14 protein-coding genes and 1 pseudogene are annotated in these 18,225 nt (G+C 66.9%); 10 read left to right on the top strand and 5 right to left on the bottom strand.

The window, feature by feature from the left end:
- Positions 1–108 precede the first annotated feature (108 nt).
- Entirely contained in the window at positions 109–1,134 is a 1,026-nt protein-coding gene (locus NLI01S_RS10720) for an SDR family oxidoreductase (protein ID WP_067603314.1), read from the bottom strand.
- Between the two features lie 166 nt (positions 1,135–1,300).
- Between NLI01S_RS10720 and NLI01S_RS10715 the strand changes: the two genes are divergently transcribed.
- Positions 1,301–3,187, top strand: a complete 1,887-nt coding sequence (locus NLI01S_RS10715) for a glycoside hydrolase family 15 protein (RefSeq protein WP_067603313.1) — start codon at positions 1,301–1,303, stop codon at positions 3,185–3,187.
- Positions 3,180–3,713, top strand: coding sequence for a DUF1360 domain-containing protein (locus NLI01S_RS10710; RefSeq protein ID WP_067603198.1), 534 nt, complete (start codon positions 3,180–3,182; stop codon positions 3,711–3,713). The genes NLI01S_RS10715 and NLI01S_RS10710 overlap by 8 nt, the downstream gene beginning before the upstream one ends.
- Before the next feature lie 45 nt (positions 3,714–3,758).
- On the opposite strand, the gene NLI01S_RS10705 is transcribed toward NLI01S_RS10710, so the two are convergent.
- Positions 3,759–4,724, bottom strand: coding sequence for a TIGR03557 family F420-dependent LLM class oxidoreductase (locus tag NLI01S_RS10705; protein WP_067603196.1), 966 nt, complete (start codon positions 4,722–4,724; stop codon positions 3,759–3,761).
- A gap of 187 nt (positions 4,725–4,911) precedes the next feature.
- Between NLI01S_RS10705 and NLI01S_RS10700 the strand changes: the two genes are divergently transcribed.
- The 4 genes from NLI01S_RS10700 (at position 4,912) to NLI01S_RS10685 (ending at position 10,095) form a co-directional block, all read left to right on the top strand.
- Positions 4,912–6,219 carry an ATP-grasp domain-containing protein gene (locus NLI01S_RS10700; RefSeq protein WP_067603193.1) on the top strand — a complete coding sequence of 436 codons (1,308 nt, stop codon included), beginning with the start codon at positions 4,912–4,914 and terminating at the stop codon, positions 6,217–6,219.
- Between the two features lie 10 nt (positions 6,220–6,229).
- Positions 6,230–8,254: a CocE/NonD family hydrolase gene (locus tag NLI01S_RS10695; RefSeq protein ID WP_067603192.1), complete on the top strand. Its 2,025-nt coding sequence runs from the start codon at positions 6,230–6,232 to the stop codon at positions 8,252–8,254.
- Positions 8,255–8,338: 84 nt separating this feature from the next.
- Positions 8,339–9,697 carry a cytochrome P450 gene (locus tag NLI01S_RS10690; protein WP_067603190.1) on the top strand — a complete coding sequence of 453 codons (1,359 nt, stop codon included), beginning with the start codon at positions 8,339–8,341 and terminating at the stop codon, positions 9,695–9,697.
- Positions 9,694–10,095, top strand: coding sequence for a four-helix bundle copper-binding protein (locus tag NLI01S_RS10685; protein WP_067603188.1), 402 nt, complete (start codon positions 9,694–9,696; stop codon positions 10,093–10,095). The genes NLI01S_RS10690 and NLI01S_RS10685 overlap by 4 nt, the downstream gene beginning before the upstream one ends.
- 42 nt (positions 10,096–10,137) lie before the next feature.
- Here the strand turns inward: NLI01S_RS10685 and NLI01S_RS10680 are convergent, their stop codons facing one another.
- Positions 10,138–10,389: a PLD nuclease N-terminal domain-containing protein gene (locus NLI01S_RS10680; protein WP_084392492.1), complete on the bottom strand. Its 252-nt coding sequence runs from the start codon at positions 10,387–10,389 to the stop codon at positions 10,138–10,140.
- 259 nt (positions 10,390–10,648) lie between these two features.
- Between NLI01S_RS10680 and NLI01S_RS25690 the strand changes: the two genes are divergently transcribed.
- On the top strand, positions 10,649–10,852 hold the full coding sequence (locus tag NLI01S_RS25690; RefSeq protein WP_067603187.1) for a hypothetical protein: 204 nt from the start codon (positions 10,649–10,651) through the stop codon (positions 10,850–10,852).
- 131 nt (positions 10,853–10,983) lie between these two features.
- Here NLI01S_RS25690 and betC read toward each other — a convergent pair whose 3' ends face one another.
- Positions 10,984–12,522 (bottom strand): choline-sulfatase, encoded by a 1,539-nt coding sequence (gene betC, locus NLI01S_RS10670; RefSeq protein ID WP_067603185.1) that lies wholly within the window; start codon positions 12,520–12,522, stop codon positions 10,984–10,986.
- Positions 12,523–12,560: 38 nt separating this feature from the next.
- Here betC and NLI01S_RS10665 point away from each other — a divergent pair, with 38 nt between their 5' ends.
- Positions 12,561–13,466 (top strand): formylglycine-generating enzyme family protein, encoded by a 906-nt coding sequence (locus NLI01S_RS10665; RefSeq protein WP_084392476.1) that lies wholly within the window; start codon positions 12,561–12,563, stop codon positions 13,464–13,466.
- Positions 13,467–13,491: 25 nt separating this feature from the next.
- Here the strand turns inward: NLI01S_RS10665 and NLI01S_RS10660 are convergent, their stop codons facing one another.
- Positions 13,492–15,465 (bottom strand): BCCT family transporter, encoded by a 1,974-nt coding sequence (locus NLI01S_RS10660; protein WP_067603183.1) that lies wholly within the window; start codon positions 15,463–15,465, stop codon positions 13,492–13,494.
- Between the two features lie 943 nt (positions 15,466–16,408).
- On the opposite strand from NLI01S_RS10660, the pseudogene NLI01S_RS10655 reads away from it, so the two are divergent.
- Positions 16,409–16,735, top strand: a pseudogene (locus tag NLI01S_RS10655) (pyridine nucleotide-disulfide oxidoreductase); the annotation flags it as partial.
- A gap of 276 nt (positions 16,736–17,011) precedes the next feature.
- Complete coding sequence (locus NLI01S_RS10650) at positions 17,012–17,644, top strand: diguanylate cyclase (protein ID WP_067603178.1); 633 nt, start codon at positions 17,012–17,014, stop codon at positions 17,642–17,644.
- Positions 17,645–18,225: the final 581 nt, after the last annotated feature.

Here is an 18,225-nt window from a genome sequence, read left to right as displayed (position 1 = left end):
TCGTTCCTCGGATCCCACCTGCGGCACCTCCCCGGGTTTCCGAAGGAACAGGGCCTGACGGCGACCGAACGGGGGACCCTCGTGGTTCACAAAACAACCCTCAGGGCGTCACCGTCCTTGTCGGCGCGCCATCCGGCGGTTCGCGTAGCCCACGACGCCGATCACCGCACCCGCGCCCAGCAGGATCAGCGTGCGGCGCCTGCGATTCAGCTCGTCCAGCAGACTCACCTTGCGCGACTCGTCGTCGAACTCCCCGTGCGCGCCGAGGTCACGGACTTCGTCCAGCGGCGCGAACAGGTTGTCGCGTTCGGGGGCCGGAGCGTCACGGACCTGTGCCTTCCTCCCCATTCGCCCGAGTTGAAGGTCCAAAAGGCGAGGTGCCAGCCGTTGCCCCAGGACGGTGCCCACGGTCGAGGGTCCCACCCAGTACCGACGGCGACGGGGATGCTCCGCCGCCCAGACGATGGCCCGGGCCGCGACCTCCGGTTGGTACACCGGCGGCACCGGCCTGGTCCGGCTGCCCATACGTGAGCGCACCCAGGAGAACTGCGGGGCGTTGATCGCGGGCGGGTGGACCTCGGTCACCCTGATCCGCGAGCCCGCGTCCACCAGTTCGGCGCGCACCGAGTCGGTGAAGCCGCGCACCGCGTGCTTGGCCCCGCAGTAGGCCGCCTGGAAGGGGATGCCCCGGTAGGCCAGCGCGGAACCGACCTGCACGATCACTCCCCGCTTCCTGGGCGCCATCAGAGTCAGCGCCGTGCGCGTCCCGTGCACGTATCCGTGGTAACAGACATCGGTGACCCGGTGGTATTCGTCCGGTTCGATCTCCCCGAAGGGGGCGATGATGGACGCGAACGCCGCGTTCACCCACACGTCCACGGGACCCAAAGTGTCCTCGATCCACTCCGCGGCCTCACGCACCTGGCCGGCGTCCGCCACGTCCACCCGTCGTGAGACCACCGGAACCCCCGCCTCGCGGGCCTCTCGCTCGGCGCAGGACAACCCCTCCGTGCCACGGGCGAGCAGGGCGAGAGCGTACCCGCGACCAGCGAACTCCCGCACGACCGCACGGCCCACCCCGGCACTGGCGCCACTGACGACGACCACCCCACGGTCCCGAATGCGCTCACGCATGTCGTCCCCCATTCCCGGCGAGGAATCAACGGCTCACGCCCGCACTACCCGGAACACGGGCCTCCCATGTGCCCGAACGGATGGCCGTTGAACCGCTGTTTCGTCGCGTACACGTCGGGGCAGTCGGGCAGGAGAGGCCCCGAGCCGCATCATGGAGGAGGGACCGATGGAGGATCGAACCACCCCGATCGGGGATCACGGTTTCCTTTCCGACTGCCACACCTCGGCGCTCACCACCCCGGACGGGACGATCACCTGGCTGTGCGCGCCCCGGTTCGACGGGCCCGCGTTCCTCTCCGGAATCCTGGACCCCGAGCGCGGGGGCGGGTGGACGATGGAGGTACAGGGGGCGAGACCCGTCGGCCGCGCCTACGTGGAGGACAGCCTGGTCCTGGAGACCCGTTGGGAGGGGGAGGACCTCACACTGGTCGGTCACGATCTACTCGCGGTGCGCCCCTCGGCGCGGGGCACCGGTCTATGGCGGGAGGGTCTCCTGGTCAGGATCATCGAATGCCGCTCGGGTAGTACCTCCGTGCGCTCTCGACTCCAGGCCCGACCCGACTTCGGCCGTTCCGTGGCTGCGTGGCGACACCTGGACGGATCGTTGAAGGAGTCGTCCGGGCCTTTGCTGTCGGGGGATCGTGCCCTCGTTCTCCTCGACGAGGGGGACCCCGAGTTCAGGGTGGAACTCTCCGAGGGCGAGAGCGCGGTGTTCGTCCTGGACTACCTGCGCGGCGAACGCCGTATCTCTTCGGGGGAGGGGCAGGCGTTGTTGAAGAGCACCCTCGACGCCTGGCGCCTCTGGTCGGACCGGACCGACTATGACGGTGTCGGCGCCCCGCACGTGCGGCGAAGCGCGCTCGTACTGCGCGGCCTCCTGCATGAGGAGAGCGGAGGACTGATCGCCGCTCCCACCACCTCCCTGCCCGAGGACCCGGGAGGGGAGCGTAACTGGGACTATCGATACGTGTGGCATCGTGACGCGGCCCTGGTGGTCCTCGCCTTCCTCCGCCTGGGACACGAGGAGGAGGCCGGGAGCTACCTGCGTTTCCTGCTGCGGATGTGCGGGCACCCCATCGGTTGGATCCCTCCCGTGCAGGCGGTCGACGAGCGACCACCGCCCGAGGAGGAGGTCCTCGACCACCTGGACGGATACGGTGGTGCCCGGCCCGTCAGGATCGGCAACGCAGCGTATTCACAACACCAGTTGGACGTGTACGGGCACGTCCTCGACGCGGCGCTGTGCTACGAGGAGGCCACCGGCGGTCTGGAACCCGGACAACTGGCACAACTCGATTCCGTGGTCGAGGCCGTCCGCGCCCTGTGGCGTGAGCCCGACAACGGTCCTTGGGAGGTGCGCTCGTCCCCGCGTCACTGGACCAACTCCAAGGTCTACGCCTGGGGATGCCTCGATCGCGGGATCCAACTCGCGCGGATCACCGGCCGAGAGGATCGGGTCCCGCTGGCCGAGTGGCGCCGTGAGGCGGGGGAGATACGCGAGGACATCCTGACCCACGGCTACGATCCCGCCGGCGGGACCTTCGTCCAGGCGTACGGAACGACCAACGTCGACGGGTCCCTGCTCCGGATACCGCTCCTGGGGTTCCTCGAGGGGACCGACCCGCGGGTGAGGCGCACCCTGGAACGGGTGGCGGCGGAGCTGGGTGATGGAGACGCTCTCGTCCACAGGTACGACCCGGAGGAGACCGACGACGGGATCGGTACATCGGAGGGCGCCTTCCTCCTGTGCTCGTTCGACATGGTCTCCGCCCTGGTGCTCGCCGGACTCACCGACGAGGCCCGACGCAGGTTCGAGGTCCTGTGCGAGAGCACCGGTGAACTGGGCATCCAGGCGGAGGGAATGACGGCCGACGGCACTCAGACGGGCAACCACCCCCAGGCGTTCACCCAGCTCGCGCTCATCGAGGCCGCCGTCAACCTCGACACCGCGGGTGACGGAGAGGCGCTGCATCGCTGGGCGCGCACCAGGACCCGTGGCGGGGACCCGGCTCGGTCCCGAAGGAGAACGAACGAGAGGGAGAACCATGCATGACGAGGCCACCGACACGCAGAACATCGAAGGGACCATCCGAGAGGAGGCGGAGATCTACCGCGGGGGCAGCGACCAGCCGCTCGCCGGGTATGCCATGATCGCCGCCTCCTACACGGCCATGGTCGCGGCGGGGGTGTTCGTCGCACGACGTCTTCGCACACGGGAGGCGGCCGCGTCGGTGGGCCCATGGGACCTGGCCCTGATGGGGCTCACCACCCACAAGCTGTCACGGTTGCTGGCCAAGGACCCCGTCACCAGTCCACTGCGGGCGTTCTTCACCAGGTTCCAAGGGGCGTCCGGGCCCTCCGAACTCGAGGAGGACGTGCGCGGCGAGGGCGGCCGCAAGGCGATCGGGGAGCTGATCACATGCCCCTTCTGTACCTCGCAGTGGGTCGCCACCGGATACGCCTTCGGCCTGGTGTTCGCCCCCACCCTGACCCGGAGCGCGGGGGCGGTGTTCAGCACCGTGGCGGTGTCGGACTGGCTGCAACTGGCCTATGCCCGTCTCCAACAGGTGCAGGAGTGACGGGACGCTGAGGGCGCCACGGTCGTGGCGCCCTCACGGCCGTGTTCAGCGCGCCCCACGCAGCCGGGGCAGGACCTCCTCGGAGTAGAACCCGAAGAAACCATCCTGGTCGTCCCCCACCTGGCACACGTACACCTCGTCCACCCCCGCCTCCAGGTAGGCCTCGATCGCGGCCACGTGCCGCTCGGGGTCCGGACCACAGGTGACCTCATCGGCGACCATCTCCGGGGTCACCAGCCCCTGGGTGAGCTGTTCGAAGTGTCGGGGCGAGGGCAGCACCTGCGGTGCCTCGCCGGACAACGCCTCGTTGGGCCAGCGTTCGTAGGCGGTACGCACAGCGTCCTGTTCGTTCGGCGCCCAGCAGACCTTGAGCCCGCCCTGGACGGGTTTGCCCGCCCCGCCCTCTCGCCGGAAACGGTCGACGGTCTCAGGGGCCGGGGCCACCTGGACGAGACCGTCCGCCGCGCGTGCGGCCAGTGCCGTGGCCTTCGGACCGAACGCCGACATGAGGACCGGCGGAGGTTCCTCCGGCAGTGTGTACAGGCGTGCGGTGTCCACGGTGTAGAACTCGCCGTGATGGCTCACCGTACGACCGGACCACAGCTCGCGCATGACCTCGATCGCCTCCTCCAACATCGCGAGCCGCCGGGCCGCGTGCGGCCAGGGATCGCCGAGGATGTGCTCGTTGAGAGCCTCTCCCGTACCGACGCCGAGGCTGAATCCGCCGGGCGTCATGGCCGCCGCGGTGGCCGCGGCCTGGGCCACGATCGCCGGGTGGATCCGGGTGGTCGGGCAGGTGACGGCGGTGGCCACGGGAAGCGAGGTGACCTGTCCGATGGCTCCGATCACCGACCACACGAACGAGCTCTGCCCCTGAGCGCCGAGCCATGGGTGGTAGTGGTCGGAGATCCACAGGGCGTCGAAGCCGGCCTCCTGCGCGGCTCCGGCCTGACGTACCAACTCCTCTGGACCGTGTTCCTCGGTGGCGAGGAAGTATCCGAACCGTGTCATGGTGTCCTCCCGGTCTGGACGGGTTCGTTGCCGAGGGAGGTGGGGATCGGCTACCCGGAACCCTCACCGAGGAAACCGTGGTCATGCGCACGTATGGGACGAATGGGACCGGGTAGGCGCGCTACTAGAGACGATCCCTCTCACATCCCCCAACACAGCATCCACGAGTGAAGGGCGGTGCGAGAGCATGAAGAACGTGTTCGTGATGGGACTGGACGAGCGCAACCGGGAACTTCTGGCCAGGCCCCCCACCGGGAGAGACTGCCGGTTCCATCAACTCCTGGGCATCGAGGAACTGCAACGAGGCGAGATCGACATCGAGGAGACCCTCGCCGCGGCGAGGGCCGTGCTCGACGGATTCGACGGCACGGTGGACGCCATCATCGGCTACCGCGACTTCCCGATCACCCTGCTTGTACCGGTCCTGTGCGCCGAACGAGGACTGCCCGCACCGAACCTGGAAGCGGTGGTCAAATGCGAGCACAAGTACTGGAGCAGGTTCCTACAGGCACAGGTGACCGAGGCCCATCCTCCCTTCTCCCTGGTCGACCTGGACGCGCAGACCCCCGAGCACGGCTTGGACTATCCGCTGTGGCTCAAGCCCATCAAGTCCGCCTCCTCCGAACTGGCCTACCGTGTGCAGGACGACCAGGGTTTCGAAGCGGCGGCGGCGCGCATCCGCGAAAGCATCGACAGGATCGGCCGCCCCTTCGAGAGCATCCTGGAACGGGTGGAGCTGCCTTCGGAGGTCGCGAAGGCGGGACGACACCATTGCCTGGCCGAGGGCGCCCTGCACGGGCTCCAGACCGCCGCCGAGGGCTACGTCCACGCGGGTGAGGTCAACGTGTACGCGGTGCTGGACTCGGTGGACTTCCCCGGCAACCCGTCCTTCCTGCGTCACCAGTACCCCTCCAGCCTTCCCCCGAAGGTCCAGGAACGCATCAGGGACATCTCCGCGCGCGTCATCGAACAGCACGGCCTGAACGACTCGACGTTCAGCGTCGAGTTCTTCTACGACCCGATCGATGACAGCCTCGGCATCGTGGAGATCAATCCCCGGCACTCCCAGAGCCACACCCCCCTCTTCGAACTCGTGGACGGCGTGCCCAACCACGAACGCATGCTTCGCATGGCGTTGGGGGAGGACCCCGCGCTGTCCGACGGATCCAAGGGAGAGTTCTCCGTCGCCGCGGAGTGGTACTACCGACGCTTCCGGGACGGAATCGTCACCCGGGTGCCCGACGCGGAGGAGATCGAGGCCCTGGAGAAGGAGCTGTCGGGCGTGAGCGTCCACATCGTTCCGAGCGTGGGACAACGCCTCTCCGACATGATCGCCCAGGACAGCTACAGCTTCGAGTTGGCCAAGATCGTCATCGGCGCCGCGAGCGAGATCGAGATGCAGGCCAAGTACGAACGCTGTGTGAAGGGCCTGCGGTTCGAGTTCGAGGACGACGAGAGCGGCGACCGCAGTGTCGAGGGCGTCACAGGCAACTGAGGAGGTGCGTATGCGTCTGGTGGAGGATCTGCCGTGCGAGATCCGGACCGAGGACCACTTCTGGATACCCATGTCGGACGGTGTGCGTCTGGCGGGGCGACTGTGGCGACCGGTGTCGGCGGACGAGAACCCCGTACCGGCGGTGCTGGAGTACATCCCCTACCGTAAACGCGACCTGACGGCGGTACGCGACTCCATGCACCACCCCTACATCGCCGGACACGGCTACGCGTGCGTACGCGTGGACCTGCGGGGCACGGGCGATTCCGAGGGTGTGCTCACCGACGAGTACCTGGAGCGCGAACAGCGGGACGCAGAGGAGGCCCTGGCCTGGTTGGCCGCGCAACCCTGGTGTGACGGCAACACCGCGATGATGGGCCTGTCCTGGGGCGGCTTCTCCGCGCTCCAGGTCGCGGCCAGACGTCCCGAGAGCCTGCGGACCATCGCCATCAGCTCGTTCACCGACGACCGGTACGCCGACGACTTCCACTACATGGGCGGATGTCTGCTCTCGGACAACCTGGCGGAGTCCGGGACCACCTTCGCCTACGGCACCTGCCCACCCGACCCGGAGACCGTCGGCCCGGCCTGGCGGCGAATGTGGCTGGAAAGGTTGGAGGCCAACCGTCCCTGGGTGGTGGAGTGGCTCCGCCACCAACGCCGGGACGGTTATTGGAAACACGCATCCGTCAACGAGGACTACACCCGGGTCCAGTGCCCGGTGCTGGCATCCAGCGGCTGGGCGGACGGTTACTCCAACGCGGTCCTGCGACTCATGGAGAACCTCGACACCCCGGTCAAGGGCCTGGTGGGGCCCTGGTCCCACCGCTACCCGCACATGGGTGTCCCGGGACCGGCGATCGGCTACCTCCAGGAGGTGGTGCGCTGGCTCGACCACTGGACCAAGGGCGAGGACAACGGTGTCGAGAAGGAGACCGGACTCTGGCTCTGGATGCAGGAGAGCGTCCCGCCCTCCACCTCCTACCAGGAACGCCCCGGCCGTTGGGTCCACGAGCCCCACTGGCCCTCCGAGCGCGTCGAGAACCGGCCCCTGCCACTGTCGGAGAACCGGATCGGTATCGCCGGGGAACGAGGGAACCTCGTCCCACAGAGCATCCGCTCACCCCTGTCGGTCGGGCAGTTCGCCGGTAAGTGGGCTTCCTACAGCGCGCCACCGGACCTGCCCTACGACCAACGAGAGGAGGACGGAGGTTCCCTGGTCTACGACACCGAACCCTTGGAGGAGCGGGTCGAGATCCTGGGCCCCACACGAGTCGTCCTCGAACTCTCGGTCACCGAACCGGTCGCCATGGTCGCGGCGCGACTGTGCGACGTGGCCCCCGACGGCAGCGCCACCCGGGTGACCTACGGTCTGCTCAACCTGACCCATCGCAACGGGCACCAGCACCCCGAGTCCCTGGTTCCGGGGGAGACCTACCAGGTGGAGATCACCATGAACGGTGTCGCCCAGGCCTTCCCACCCGGGCACCGCATACGACTGTCACTGTCCACCTCCTACTGGCCGCTGGCCTGGCCACCACCGCGGCCGGCGCTGATGTCGGTCCATCCCGAGAACAGCGCCCTCGTCCTGCCGGTACGGAAGGAGTCCTCGGGCGAGGACCCGAACGAGGAGGTGTTCGAACAGCCGGAGGCCACGCCGGCGATCCCCACCACCCGAACACGACCGGGGGAACACAACTGGTCGGTGCGCCGTGACCTGGTCGACAACCGTTTCTCCCTGGAGATCGTCAAGGACGGAGGCGTCCTGCACCTGGAGGACACCGACCTCGACGTCACCCGCAAGGCCGAGGAGAACTACGAGGCGGTGGGGGACGACTTCACGTCGGTGTGCGGGCGAACCGCGTGGACGATGTGTTTCTCCCGGGGGGAGTGGCACACCCGTACCGAGACCTACACGGCCCTGGAGTGCACCGAGGAGGAATTCCGCGTGCACGCCACCCTCGACGCCTACGAGTCCGGGGAGAGGATCTTCTCCCGACAGTGGACCGAGACCCTGCCCCGCGACCACGTGTGAGCGCATGACCGCTGAGCGCATGACCACGTGGGGCCGCGCGACCGTGTGATGAGCGAACGCGAACCGGGGGGAGCCCGAACCCACATGTACAGCGAGCCACACCACGAGGCGAACGGCGCGACCCCCGGGGAGAGCCTGGAGATCCTGTCGTCGGTCCTGTTGCCCACCGTCGCGCGTGGCGCCATCGTGCGCCGCCCCGCCGGAGAGGCCCTGGTCACGGCCACCGACAGCGACCGCAGGCTCGTCTCGACCCTGCGCGCACTCCGCGCACGGCACGGTGACGATCCGCTGCCACTGCGGTACATGGGTCGGCGCATCGCCTTGGTCCTGGCGGCCGAGGACGTGCGCGTGCTCCTACGCGGTACCCCGGACCCGTTCTCTCCCGGGGGCGCGGAGAAACGTGGCGCGCTCTCCCACTTCCAACCACACGGAGTCCTGGTCTCCACGCAGGGGGACCGGCCCCACCGTCGAGAGGCCAACGAGCACGCCCTGGCCCTGGGCCGATCGCCCCACCCCGAGGCCCGCGCCATCGCCGCGCACGCGGACGAGGAGGCACGAGCCCTGGTCGCGGCGCTGCGCAACGCCGGATCGCTGGACGGCGTCCTGGACTGGGCCAGGTTCTCCCGGAGCTTCGACGCGCTCGCGCGCCGGGTGGTCTTCGGGGCGTTCGCCGCGAGGGATCGCCGAACCACCGAACTCCTGCGGCGCCTACGGGCACGCGCCAACTGGTCGTACCTGGCACCACTGGATCGAAGCGCCCGAAGTTCGTTCCTGGAGCGGGTACGCGCGAACATCGAACGGGCCGACCCCGACGCCTTGGCCGCACGTCTGGGTCGGCCCGGGGCCGAGGAGCGTCCGGAGGACCAGGTCGCCCACTGGCTCTTCGCCTTCGACGCGGCGGCCATCGCGACCTTCCGCGCCTTGGCCCTGTCGACGTCCCAGGGCACCGTGGCCGAGGCCGTCCGCGCGGAGGGCCGCACCGAGGACGGTGTGGACCTGCCACTGTTGCGGGCGACCCTGCGCGAATCCGTCCGCCTGTGGCCGACCACGCTGGTGGTGATCCGGGAGAGCCTGCGTGCGACCACCTGGCGCGAGCGGACCATCGAACCGGGCACGGCGTTCCTGGTGATGAGCGGCTACTTCCACCGGGATTCCACCCGCCTGTCCTACGCCGACTCCTTCGAACCGGCCATCTGGACGGACGGACGCGCCGAACACGAACCCGCCATCCTCCCCTTCAGCCATGGTCCGGCGGGGTGCCCTGGACGTGACCTGGTGCCGTTGACCGTCTCCTTCTTCTTACGAGCGTTGCTCCGGGGCGGACCGCTGCACCGCGTGGACGAGGCACCGCCCCTGCGCCCGCACGAACTGCCCGCCTCCCTCGACCACTTCACCCTGCGTTTCTCCTACCAAGGCACGGCACAAGGAGGTATCGACGTATGAGCGTGGTCGGACAGATGCTGTACGCCCATCCCGACGATCCGGAGGGTGTGGGAGAGAAGGTACGAGCCGCGGTCGAGGCGTGTGGACTCTGCGCCCAAGTGTGCGTGGTGTGTGCGGACGCGTGCATGCGGGAGGAGACGGTGGCCGAGTTGGTCTCCTGCGCTCGTTCCGACCTGGACTGCGCGGATCTTTGCGAGGCCACGCAAAGGGTGCTCGTGCGGCGGACCGCCGAGGAGGACGGATTCATCGCTTCGGTCCTACAGGCCTGTGTACGGGCGTGTGATCGGTGCGCGCAGGAGTGTGAGGAACACGCGGAACACCACGAACACTGTCGGGTGTGCGCCGAAGCGTGCCGCGCGTGCTCACGGGCCTGTCAGGACCTTCTCGACGCCCTGTGACGATGCCGGACCGGGGCCCGGAGGGATCTTCCCACCGGTCCCTCACCAGTGTCGGACCGGTGTGTGGTTGCGACCGATGAAGAACCACAGCAGCGCCCCGATGACGGGTGCGATGATGACGAAGATCAACCAGACGACCTTCATCCCGAAACCGATCCGTGAGAAGAGGACGCTGAACACCGCGGCGACGACCAGCACGACCACCGCCAGAGCGATGGTCAGGTACACCCCCGCGAATCCGAGGCCGAAGAGGGTCTCGGTGGAGACGTCGGCCAGAAGGTTCTCCAGGGTCATGATCATTGCCTCTCTGCTTCGGAGCGGCGGTCGATTCCACGACCGCCGGGGACGTTGTCCACGCTAGAAGCGCGACACCCGTCCCCACATCCACCGCCGGGACGTTCCCGCCCGTGCCTTCGGCGGCGCGACTCCGGTTCGCCGTGTCGCCATGGTCGGTGTGCGACACCGACTTTCGTCGGGGGTGCGGTCACCCGGGCGTGGACGTGTTCGGGAGCATCGAGGCACCTCAGTAGGAGGCGTAGCCCTCAAGGTCGACGTGTTCGTCGCACTCGTGGTCGGCACCGACCAGAACTCCACGTCCGCCCCGGAGGCGTGCGAGCCGCCACTCGTTTCCGCCCGCGCCGTCGTGGTGCACGACCGCGGCGGCATGGGCACGCTGGTTCCGACCGCCGCCTGCTTCCAGGGCGACCAGGGTGGCGGCACGGGCTCCGACAGCCTGAGTGGGGTTCCTCCAGATTGAAGGGGCCGGTGTCGTACGCCGGGCACCAGGGCGCACCGGGACCGCACGAGCGGCGCCGTGCCGTCCGCTCTTCTTTGCACACGGCACCGGGTCGGGCTCACGACGAGACGGTGAGCCCGACCCGTGGGGACTCACCTGGAAGGGTCGGAGACCTTCCCATAGCCGAGTGCCGCCCAGAAGTCGCCACGCACGTAGCGCTGCTCGGGCTCAGGATCGAAGTCCCAACGGCGCACCCGCCCGTTCCGCAGCGCCTCGGCTACGAGACGGCGACTCGCCTGGCTCGCGAGCACGTCGGATTCCAGGCGGAGGACGTCGTATCGCGCCTGGAGCGTTGCCCGCATCTGCCCGACGATCTCTGCGTATTCGGGCACCGCTGCGCGATTCCTCAGTTCGTCCGGATCCACCGAGAGATCGAAGAACTGTTCCGGATCGCCAGGGCACAGCACGTATTTCAGGTGCCCTCGCACCAGCGTCAGCTGGGGGCGCAACGTGCCCTCCGCGAGGTACTCGATCACGATGTCGCGGTCCTTGGGGGTCGCCTCGCCCGTGCGCTCTTGACGGGCGGTCTCCAACAGTGACCGCCCGTCCTGCCCACTCGGGGAGGGAGCACCCGAGAGCTCCAGCAGGGTCGGCATCAGATCGAGCAGACAGACCGTGTTGGCGAAGCGTCCCTTGGGCACCAGGTCTTCAGGTCCGTGCACGATCATCGGTACCCGCGAGGACTGTTCGTACGGCGACATCTTGTACCACAGGCCCTTCTCACCCAGCATGTCACCGTGGTCGCTCGTGACGATGATGACGGTCTCGTCGGCCAGACCGAGCTCCTCGACGCGCTCGCGAATGCGGCCGACGTGGTCATCGATGTAGTTCACCGCGGCGTAGTACGCGCGACGGGCCCTGCGTACCTCGTCGATACCGGGCTCCCGTACGTCGAACCCGCTCATCGCCCGTAGTCGGTGGCTGTGCGGATCCTGCTCGGGGTCAGGAACCTCGGGATGGACCGGATCGGGGATATCGACGTCGGCGAACCGGTCCCAGTGCTCGCGTGGCGGCTCGTACGGATCATGCGGATGAATGAACGAGGTGACCATCAGGAAGGGCCGTCTCTCCCCGGCGGCCTGGTTGACACGAACCCTGTCGTTGAGGTGCCGCAGGGTTCGGAACCCGACCTCGTCGTCGAAGTCCTGCTGCACGGTCGCCTTCGAGACTCCGGCGCTGAACACCGCGTCGGCGTCGTGATACCACTGAAGCCGGTCCTCCGGTCGGCGATTCCAATCGGGCACCATGTCGAGGTCGGCCGGGTAGACGTCAGTGGTCAGTCTCTCCTCGAAGCCGTGTTGCTGGTCCGGTCCGATGAAGTGCATCCTCCCGATCAACGCCGTGTGGTACCCGATCGCCCGCAACCGGTGGGCGAAGGTCGGTTCGGACGCCGCGAAATCGGCTCCGTTGTCGTAGCAGCCGATCGCCGAGGGCATGCGGCCGGTCATCATCGACGCACGAGAGGGGGCGCACAACGGGGTGTTGCAGTAGGCACGGTCGAACACCGCCCCCTCCTCGGCGAGAGCGTCGATGTTCGGGGTCCTCGCGGCCTGATCACCGTAGGCACCGAGAGCCTGCGCGGCCATCTGATCAGCTTGGATCACGATGATGTTCGGTCGGTTCCGAGCCATGAGTCTTCCTTTCGACGAGACGGAACAAAGGGGTCCGAATGAGTTGCTGTGGTCCCGAACGCGACACGACCGGCAGACGGTCGGAGGGCTTGGCGGGCGCCGACGTGAGAACGCTGGAGCGCCTTGCCGCCGCCGCGAACGACGAGCTGCGGATGGTCGGCCTCGCAGGAGGCACGTTCCTCATGGGCAGCACGGATCGCTTCGCCTACCCGGAAGATGGAGAGGGACCTGTCCGCCAGGAGTGGGTCGAGCCGTTCGCCATCGCCCCGACGACGGTGACGGTGGCCGAGTTCGCGGCCTTCGTGCTCGACACCGGGTACCGCAGTGAAGCCGAGAGGCTGGAGGACTCCCTCGTTTTCCAGGGACTGCTGCCCGCGAGGTTGCGCAGCGGTGCCCCAGCGGTCGCGCAGGCACCATGGTGGCGTCGGGTCGAGGGTGCCTGCTGGCACCGGCCCGAAGGCCCCGGGTCCTCGGTGGAGTCCCGCGGTGCGCACCCGGTAACCCACGTCTCGCAGCGGGACGCGATGGCCTACGCCGAGTGGGTGGGTGCCCGGCTTCCGTCGGAGACCGAGTGGGAGTTCGCCTCGCGCGGCGGACTCGAACAGCGGCCCTTCCCTTGGGGCGCCGTGCGAGAACCCGACGGAGTGCCTCGCATGAACACCTTCCCCGGTGATTTCCCGGACGGGCCGACCGGTGTGGTCGGCACCGTGCCCGCCGCGTCGTTCGCACCCAACGCCTACGGGCTGTACAACACCACGGGCAATGTCTGGGAGTGGACCGCCGGCGTCTTCGGCGATACCGATGGACGACCCGTGCTGCGAGGCGGATCGTACCTGTGCCACGCGTCGTACTGCCGTCGATATCGCACCTCCGCACGCATCGCGGCGACCGCGGACACGACCCTCGGCCACGCGGGCCTTCGCCTGGCCCTCGACGTCGGCTGATGGACAGGAGCCGGGGGCGAGGGAATCAGCGGTCCCCACGGGCTTCCCAGGTCTGCGACGCCTCATATCCGTCGGCCCACTCCCCGGTCCCGAAGTCGTAGCCGACCGGTTCGCCCTCCTCGTTGGTGCGCTGATACCACTCGGTGTAACTCTCATCGGTGGAGTCGATGTCGGCACCCGCCCCGCCTCCGGGTGGGGATTCCACGACCTTCAACGAGAAGTCGTCGCCGTACCGATCCACCCCCTCGGTCACGGCGTTGTTCACCGCGGTCTCGACATAGCGCATGCGTAGCGTGAGAGGGTCGGTACGCAATTCCTTGAACCACGCGATGATGGCGACGAGCAGCACGAGTGCGAACGGCACCGCTGTGACGATCACGAGTTGCTGCAACCCTTCCAGTGCCAGCGCATCACCGAGAAGGAGCATCACGATCGCGATTCCCGACATGACAAGGCCCCAGAAGACGACCACCCAACGGCGGGGTTTTTGATCTCCCTGTGTGGTGAGCATCCCCATCACGACCGAAGCGGAATCGGCCGCGGTGATGAAGAAGATCGCGAGTATCAGGATCACGACATAAGGCAGCCATTCGACATACGGCAGGTTCCCGATGAGGGCGAAGAGCACCTCGGGTGCGGGCATGTCGTCAGTGAATCCATCCGCGCCGCCCCGGTACATCCAGATGGAGGTTCCACCCATCACCCCGTATGCGATGAAGAGCAACGAAGATGGAATGAGGATCGTGCCGAGGGTGAACTGACGGATGCTGCGGCCGCGGGAGATACGTGCGAGGAAGATACCCACGAAGGGCGACCAGGAGATCCACCACGCCCAGTAGTATACCGTCCACAGTGATTGGAATTCCTGCGTGTCCGAACCCCACGAGAGTGAGCGACCCATCATGTCGAACATGGATCCGAGATACTCCATGATCGCGGAGGGAAGCAGGTTCAGGAGGAACAGTGTGGGGCCGAGGAAGAGTACGAGCGTGATCATACCGATCGTGAGTACGATATTGATGTTCGACAGGTAGCGGATTCCCCGGGCCACACCCGATACGGCAGAAATGATAAAGCCGATGGTCAGAACCGCGATGATGACGACCAGGATGTCGTTCGTGAGCTCTCCGGCACCCGAAATGATGCTGATGCCGGAGCCGATCTGCATGGCCGCGATACCGAGAGCGGCGGCGGTACCGAAGAGTGTTGCGATGATCGCGAAGATGTCGACGAGTTTCCCGGCGAAACCCTCGGTGAGACGCTGTCCGAACAACGTGCAGAAGATCGAGGACATGAGCAGGGAACGACCACGGCGATATGCCGCGTAGGCGACGGATCCACCGACCAGCGCGTAGATGGCCCACGCGTGAAAGCCCCAGTGGTAGTACATCTGGGCGAGAGCGGTGTGCACGGCTTCGACCGACTCGGCCTCGCTGGTCAGCGGAGGCGGCGAGATGAAGTAGCCCAGGGGTTCCGAAGGCCCCCAGAAGAGGACCGCCACACCCAGTCCGGCGGCGAACAGCATCGCGGTCCAGGAGAAAGTACTGAACTCGGGCCTCTCACCGTCCTTTCCGAGTGGGATGTTCCCGTAGGGCGAGAGCGCTATGCCCAGGAGAGCGACGAGCACGACGATGGCCACGACGTTGAACATCCACCCGAGGTTGTCGGTCGACCAGTAGAACGCTGTCTCAGCGACCCCGGCGACGCTACTCGGTGACAAAATGCCCCAGATGACGAAAGCGACCGTCAGCGAACCGGCGATCGCGAACACGAGCCAGTCGATTCGGTATCGGCGACGCTGTTCGTCGATGGCAATACCCGGAACAAGGACCGGGTGCGTGTCGTGGGGGTATCCGGGATGCTTGTAGTCCAGGCTTCCGAACGCCGTGGTGCCCGTCCGATTCTGCGGGATCAAGGATTCATCGTTGTCTTTGTCGTCCTTGCGACCTTTTGGGGGATGGTTCGGTTCATCTCTTCCTGGGTTCGAGTTTTCGGGCATTATGAACTCGGCCTCCTCGTGAATGTTCAGACAGAGGCGCAGATCGGGTCCGGGAAGACGCGAGTGCGCGTTGGGAAAGGTCGATCAGGGGGATCGAAGGGGTGGAGGTGCTTCTACCGAACGCCGGTAGAAGCAGGGGGTCCCACCGGCGAGGGTGCCGCATAATGACATGCGTGTATCTCTGCGCGCACATAGATGTCGGGAAGTGCCGGTCACCGTTCCTGGGGATTTCGATTCACCCGGAGCGCTCTCGGTTAGGGGTCGCCGCCCCACCAGCCGATCGCCACTCCTGCCCATGAGTCGTTCTCATGGCCGACCGTGTCAGGCGTGGCATGCGAGCCGGACCGGTCGCCAAGTGCGGTTCGAGTCGCAGGGCGCGCCTTGAGTCCGAGCCTGGATCGGCGCTGCGCCAACAATGCAAATTCCGACATACTTGACATAGAGTAACTGTGATGCGCGTTACTGTCAACTCTTCGAATCGTGGTCCGAAGGTGGAATTGTCTTACATGCCTATCCGAGATCGATGTCATGATCGTGCCTGTCTTTCTGCGGAGCAGGACTCTTTTGTGCCTTCGAATTCGGACGTTCGTGAGGTCCTCGTGAAATGTGCGTGTGGGCTGAGGTCGAGTGGAGTCCACGCGGCATCGGAGGCTTCATGAAGGGCAGGGCTCTTTCAAATCCCCCAAGAGGTCGGGATCGTGACTGTTACCGAAGAAAGGCAGCGTTCGTTCGGGTGGACACCGGATCATGTGGCGATATCGTCCATCCCCACCGTCTTCAGCACCATGGCCAGGTTGCGTAGCGCGGCCATGAGCCGTACCCCGGAAGGTAGGGCCGAGGGCGACACATCGGGGACTGCTGATGGCTGACGGCGACACCTGGTCGGCCCGGCGGGTCGTCAGTGCCACCGGCACTTGGTACGCCCCTTACATCCCCGACCTACGAAGCCGAGCCGATGTTCGACCACCTCACCCGCACGGGAGTCTTCCGGTCCGACGGCACCACGATGGAATGTGACGCCGTCCTGTGGTGTACGGGGTTCCGTCCGGTGCTGGACCCCCTCGTCTCTTCCGGGCTCGTGGACGGGCAGGGGCGGGTAGCGGTGGAAGGCACCCGGTCGGTGGCCGAACCGCGTTTGCCTCTGGTGGGCTATGGGGACTGGACGGGGTCGGCATCGGCCACCCTGATCGGCGCGGTGCGCACCGCCAAGGTGACCGTCGCGCAGATCGTCCAGGAACTGGAGGCCGAGGACCGGTCCGGAACGAAATGAGGCAGACGGAACGAGACGGCGGGCGTCCAGCGCCGCCAGAGGACACGGGCACCGCGTGCGGCGCGCGGCACGCGCTGCGCTCGGTCCTGGCCCCGGCGGGGTTCCTGTGTCTGAATGGTCACGAATGCCGGTGAGGTGGGTGTGGCGCTGGTTCGGAATCTTGGTCGTCCTCGTCCACCCGAACACACACGTGCGCGGCGCGGCTGCGGAGCAGCGGCACGTCGATCCCGGTGATGGGCCGAATCGGCACTACAGACGAGGTTATGGAGCGTGCGCATGCAGAGTTTCTCCGAGTCCCTGAGCCGGGCCGTGGCCAGGTGGCGCAGCCGACCGACGTTGACCGCCCCGGCGGGCAGTGAGGACCTCGAGGTCATCACGCGACGGTTTCTGCTGTACGGGGTCCTGCCGTTGTGGTTCGTCCCGGCGGTCGCCGACCACATCATGCATCGGCGCACCGACATCGAGCACACGAGCGGGACCCGCGAGTCCGCCATCCACGCGTTGATGATGGCCGAGGCCGGCGTCCCGGTCATGTTGGGCCTGTTCGCGCGCATCAATCCGCTGGTACTGAGCACCATGTACGGTGCCGCGGCCATCCACGCTGCGACGGCTCTGTGGGACGTGCACGTGGCCACCGAGGACCGCGAGGTACGTCCGGTGGAGCAGCACATCCACAGCTTCCTGGAAGTGCTGCCCCTGACCGCCATCGCTTTCCTGTCCTGCCTGCATTGGGACCAGGTCCGCGCCTTCGCCGGCACCGACCCCGACCGATGGAAGCTCCAGTCCAAACGTGAGCGTCTGTCCGGCGGCTATGTCGCCGGGATCGCCGCGGCGGTGGGCTGCTTCATCGTCCTGCCCTACGGGGAGGAACTGCTGCGCTGTGTCCGTGCCCAACGCCGCAGGGTCTGAGCGGGAACCGAAGTGGGGTCGCGATCCGCGGGAAACGTCTTGGGGGACCGGTCCGGGTTCTGGTGGTGGCGCTCTCCATCTCGCCTGTTTCACTTCGCGCATGAAATGAGAGGGACGCCCGGGCTGGGAAGAAGCAGGAATCGGGCTTTTAGCAGAATATCCACGAATAGGGTCTCTTTTCATAAGTCAGACCCCGATCGGTGCTGCCGGTCATGGTGTGCTGCGCGCATCGGGTGTTGTGGGAGCGTGTCGCCCGAGCACACCCTGTCGACCCCGCAACGGCGCATGGCTTATTCTCGTGGGCCCTTCAGGTCTTTCAGGTCCTTCGATAGGGACTCGTCGGCACCATACTTCTGTAAAATGGTTTATCGAAGCGCCTGAATCGCAGAAGAACAAGACCGGAGGTGGGTAGGGTGCCGTTATGTCTTCCGATCTTCGGGCCCTCGCCCTGGTATGCAGTCTCAAGCCCAGTCCGGACCCTTCCAGCAGTGAATTGCTCGCACGGCAAGTGCTCGACGAACTCTCCGGGCACGGAGTCCGGGGCGAGTCGGTGCGGGTCGTCGATCACCGGGTAAGCCCCC

Source organism: Nocardiopsis listeri NBRC 13360 (genome assembly GCF_001570765.1).
Lineage (GTDB): Bacteria > Actinomycetota > Actinomycetes > Streptosporangiales > Streptosporangiaceae > Nocardiopsis > Nocardiopsis listeri.
Note: the sequence above shows the minus strand (reverse complement) of the source record. Positions and strands in the feature narration are given on the sequence as shown.

Bases quoted from the DNA above. Each gene is read 5' to 3' on its own strand.
- NLI01S_RS10720 (WP_067603314.1), bottom strand. From the start codon at position 1,134: ATGCGTGAGCGCATTCGGGACCGTGGGGTGGTCGTCGTCAGTGGCGCC.
- NLI01S_RS10715 (WP_067603313.1), top strand. From the start codon at position 1,301: ATGGAGGATCGAACCACCCCGATCGGGGATCACGGTTTCCTTTCCGAC.
- NLI01S_RS10710 (WP_067603198.1), top strand. From the start codon at position 3,180: ATGCATGACGAGGCCACCGACACGCAGAACATCGAAGGGACCATCCGA.
- NLI01S_RS10705 (WP_067603196.1), bottom strand. From the start codon at position 4,724: ATGACACGGTTCGGATACTTCCTCGCCACCGAGGAACACGGTCCAGAG.
- NLI01S_RS10700 (WP_067603193.1), top strand. From the start codon at position 4,912: ATGAAGAACGTGTTCGTGATGGGACTGGACGAGCGCAACCGGGAACTT.
- NLI01S_RS10695 (WP_067603192.1), top strand. From the start codon at position 6,230: ATGCGTCTGGTGGAGGATCTGCCGTGCGAGATCCGGACCGAGGACCAC.
- NLI01S_RS10690 (WP_067603190.1), top strand. From the start codon at position 8,339: ATGTACAGCGAGCCACACCACGAGGCGAACGGCGCGACCCCCGGGGAG.
- NLI01S_RS10685 (WP_067603188.1), top strand. From the start codon at position 9,694: ATGAGCGTGGTCGGACAGATGCTGTACGCCCATCCCGACGATCCGGAG.
- NLI01S_RS10680 (WP_084392492.1), bottom strand. From the start codon at position 10,389: ATGACCCTGGAGAACCTTCTGGCCGACGTCTCCACCGAGACCCTCTTC.
- betC (WP_067603185.1), bottom strand. From the start codon at position 12,522: ATGGCTCGGAACCGACCGAACATCATCGTGATCCAAGCTGATCAGATG.
- NLI01S_RS10665 (WP_084392476.1), top strand. From the start codon at position 12,561: ATGAGTTGCTGTGGTCCCGAACGCGACACGACCGGCAGACGGTCGGAG.
- NLI01S_RS10660 (WP_067603183.1), bottom strand. From the start codon at position 15,465: ATGCCCGAAAACTCGAACCCAGGAAGAGATGAACCGAACCATCCCCCA.
- NLI01S_RS10650 (WP_067603178.1), top strand. From the start codon at position 17,012: ATGCAGAGTTTCTCCGAGTCCCTGAGCCGGGCCGTGGCCAGGTGGCGC.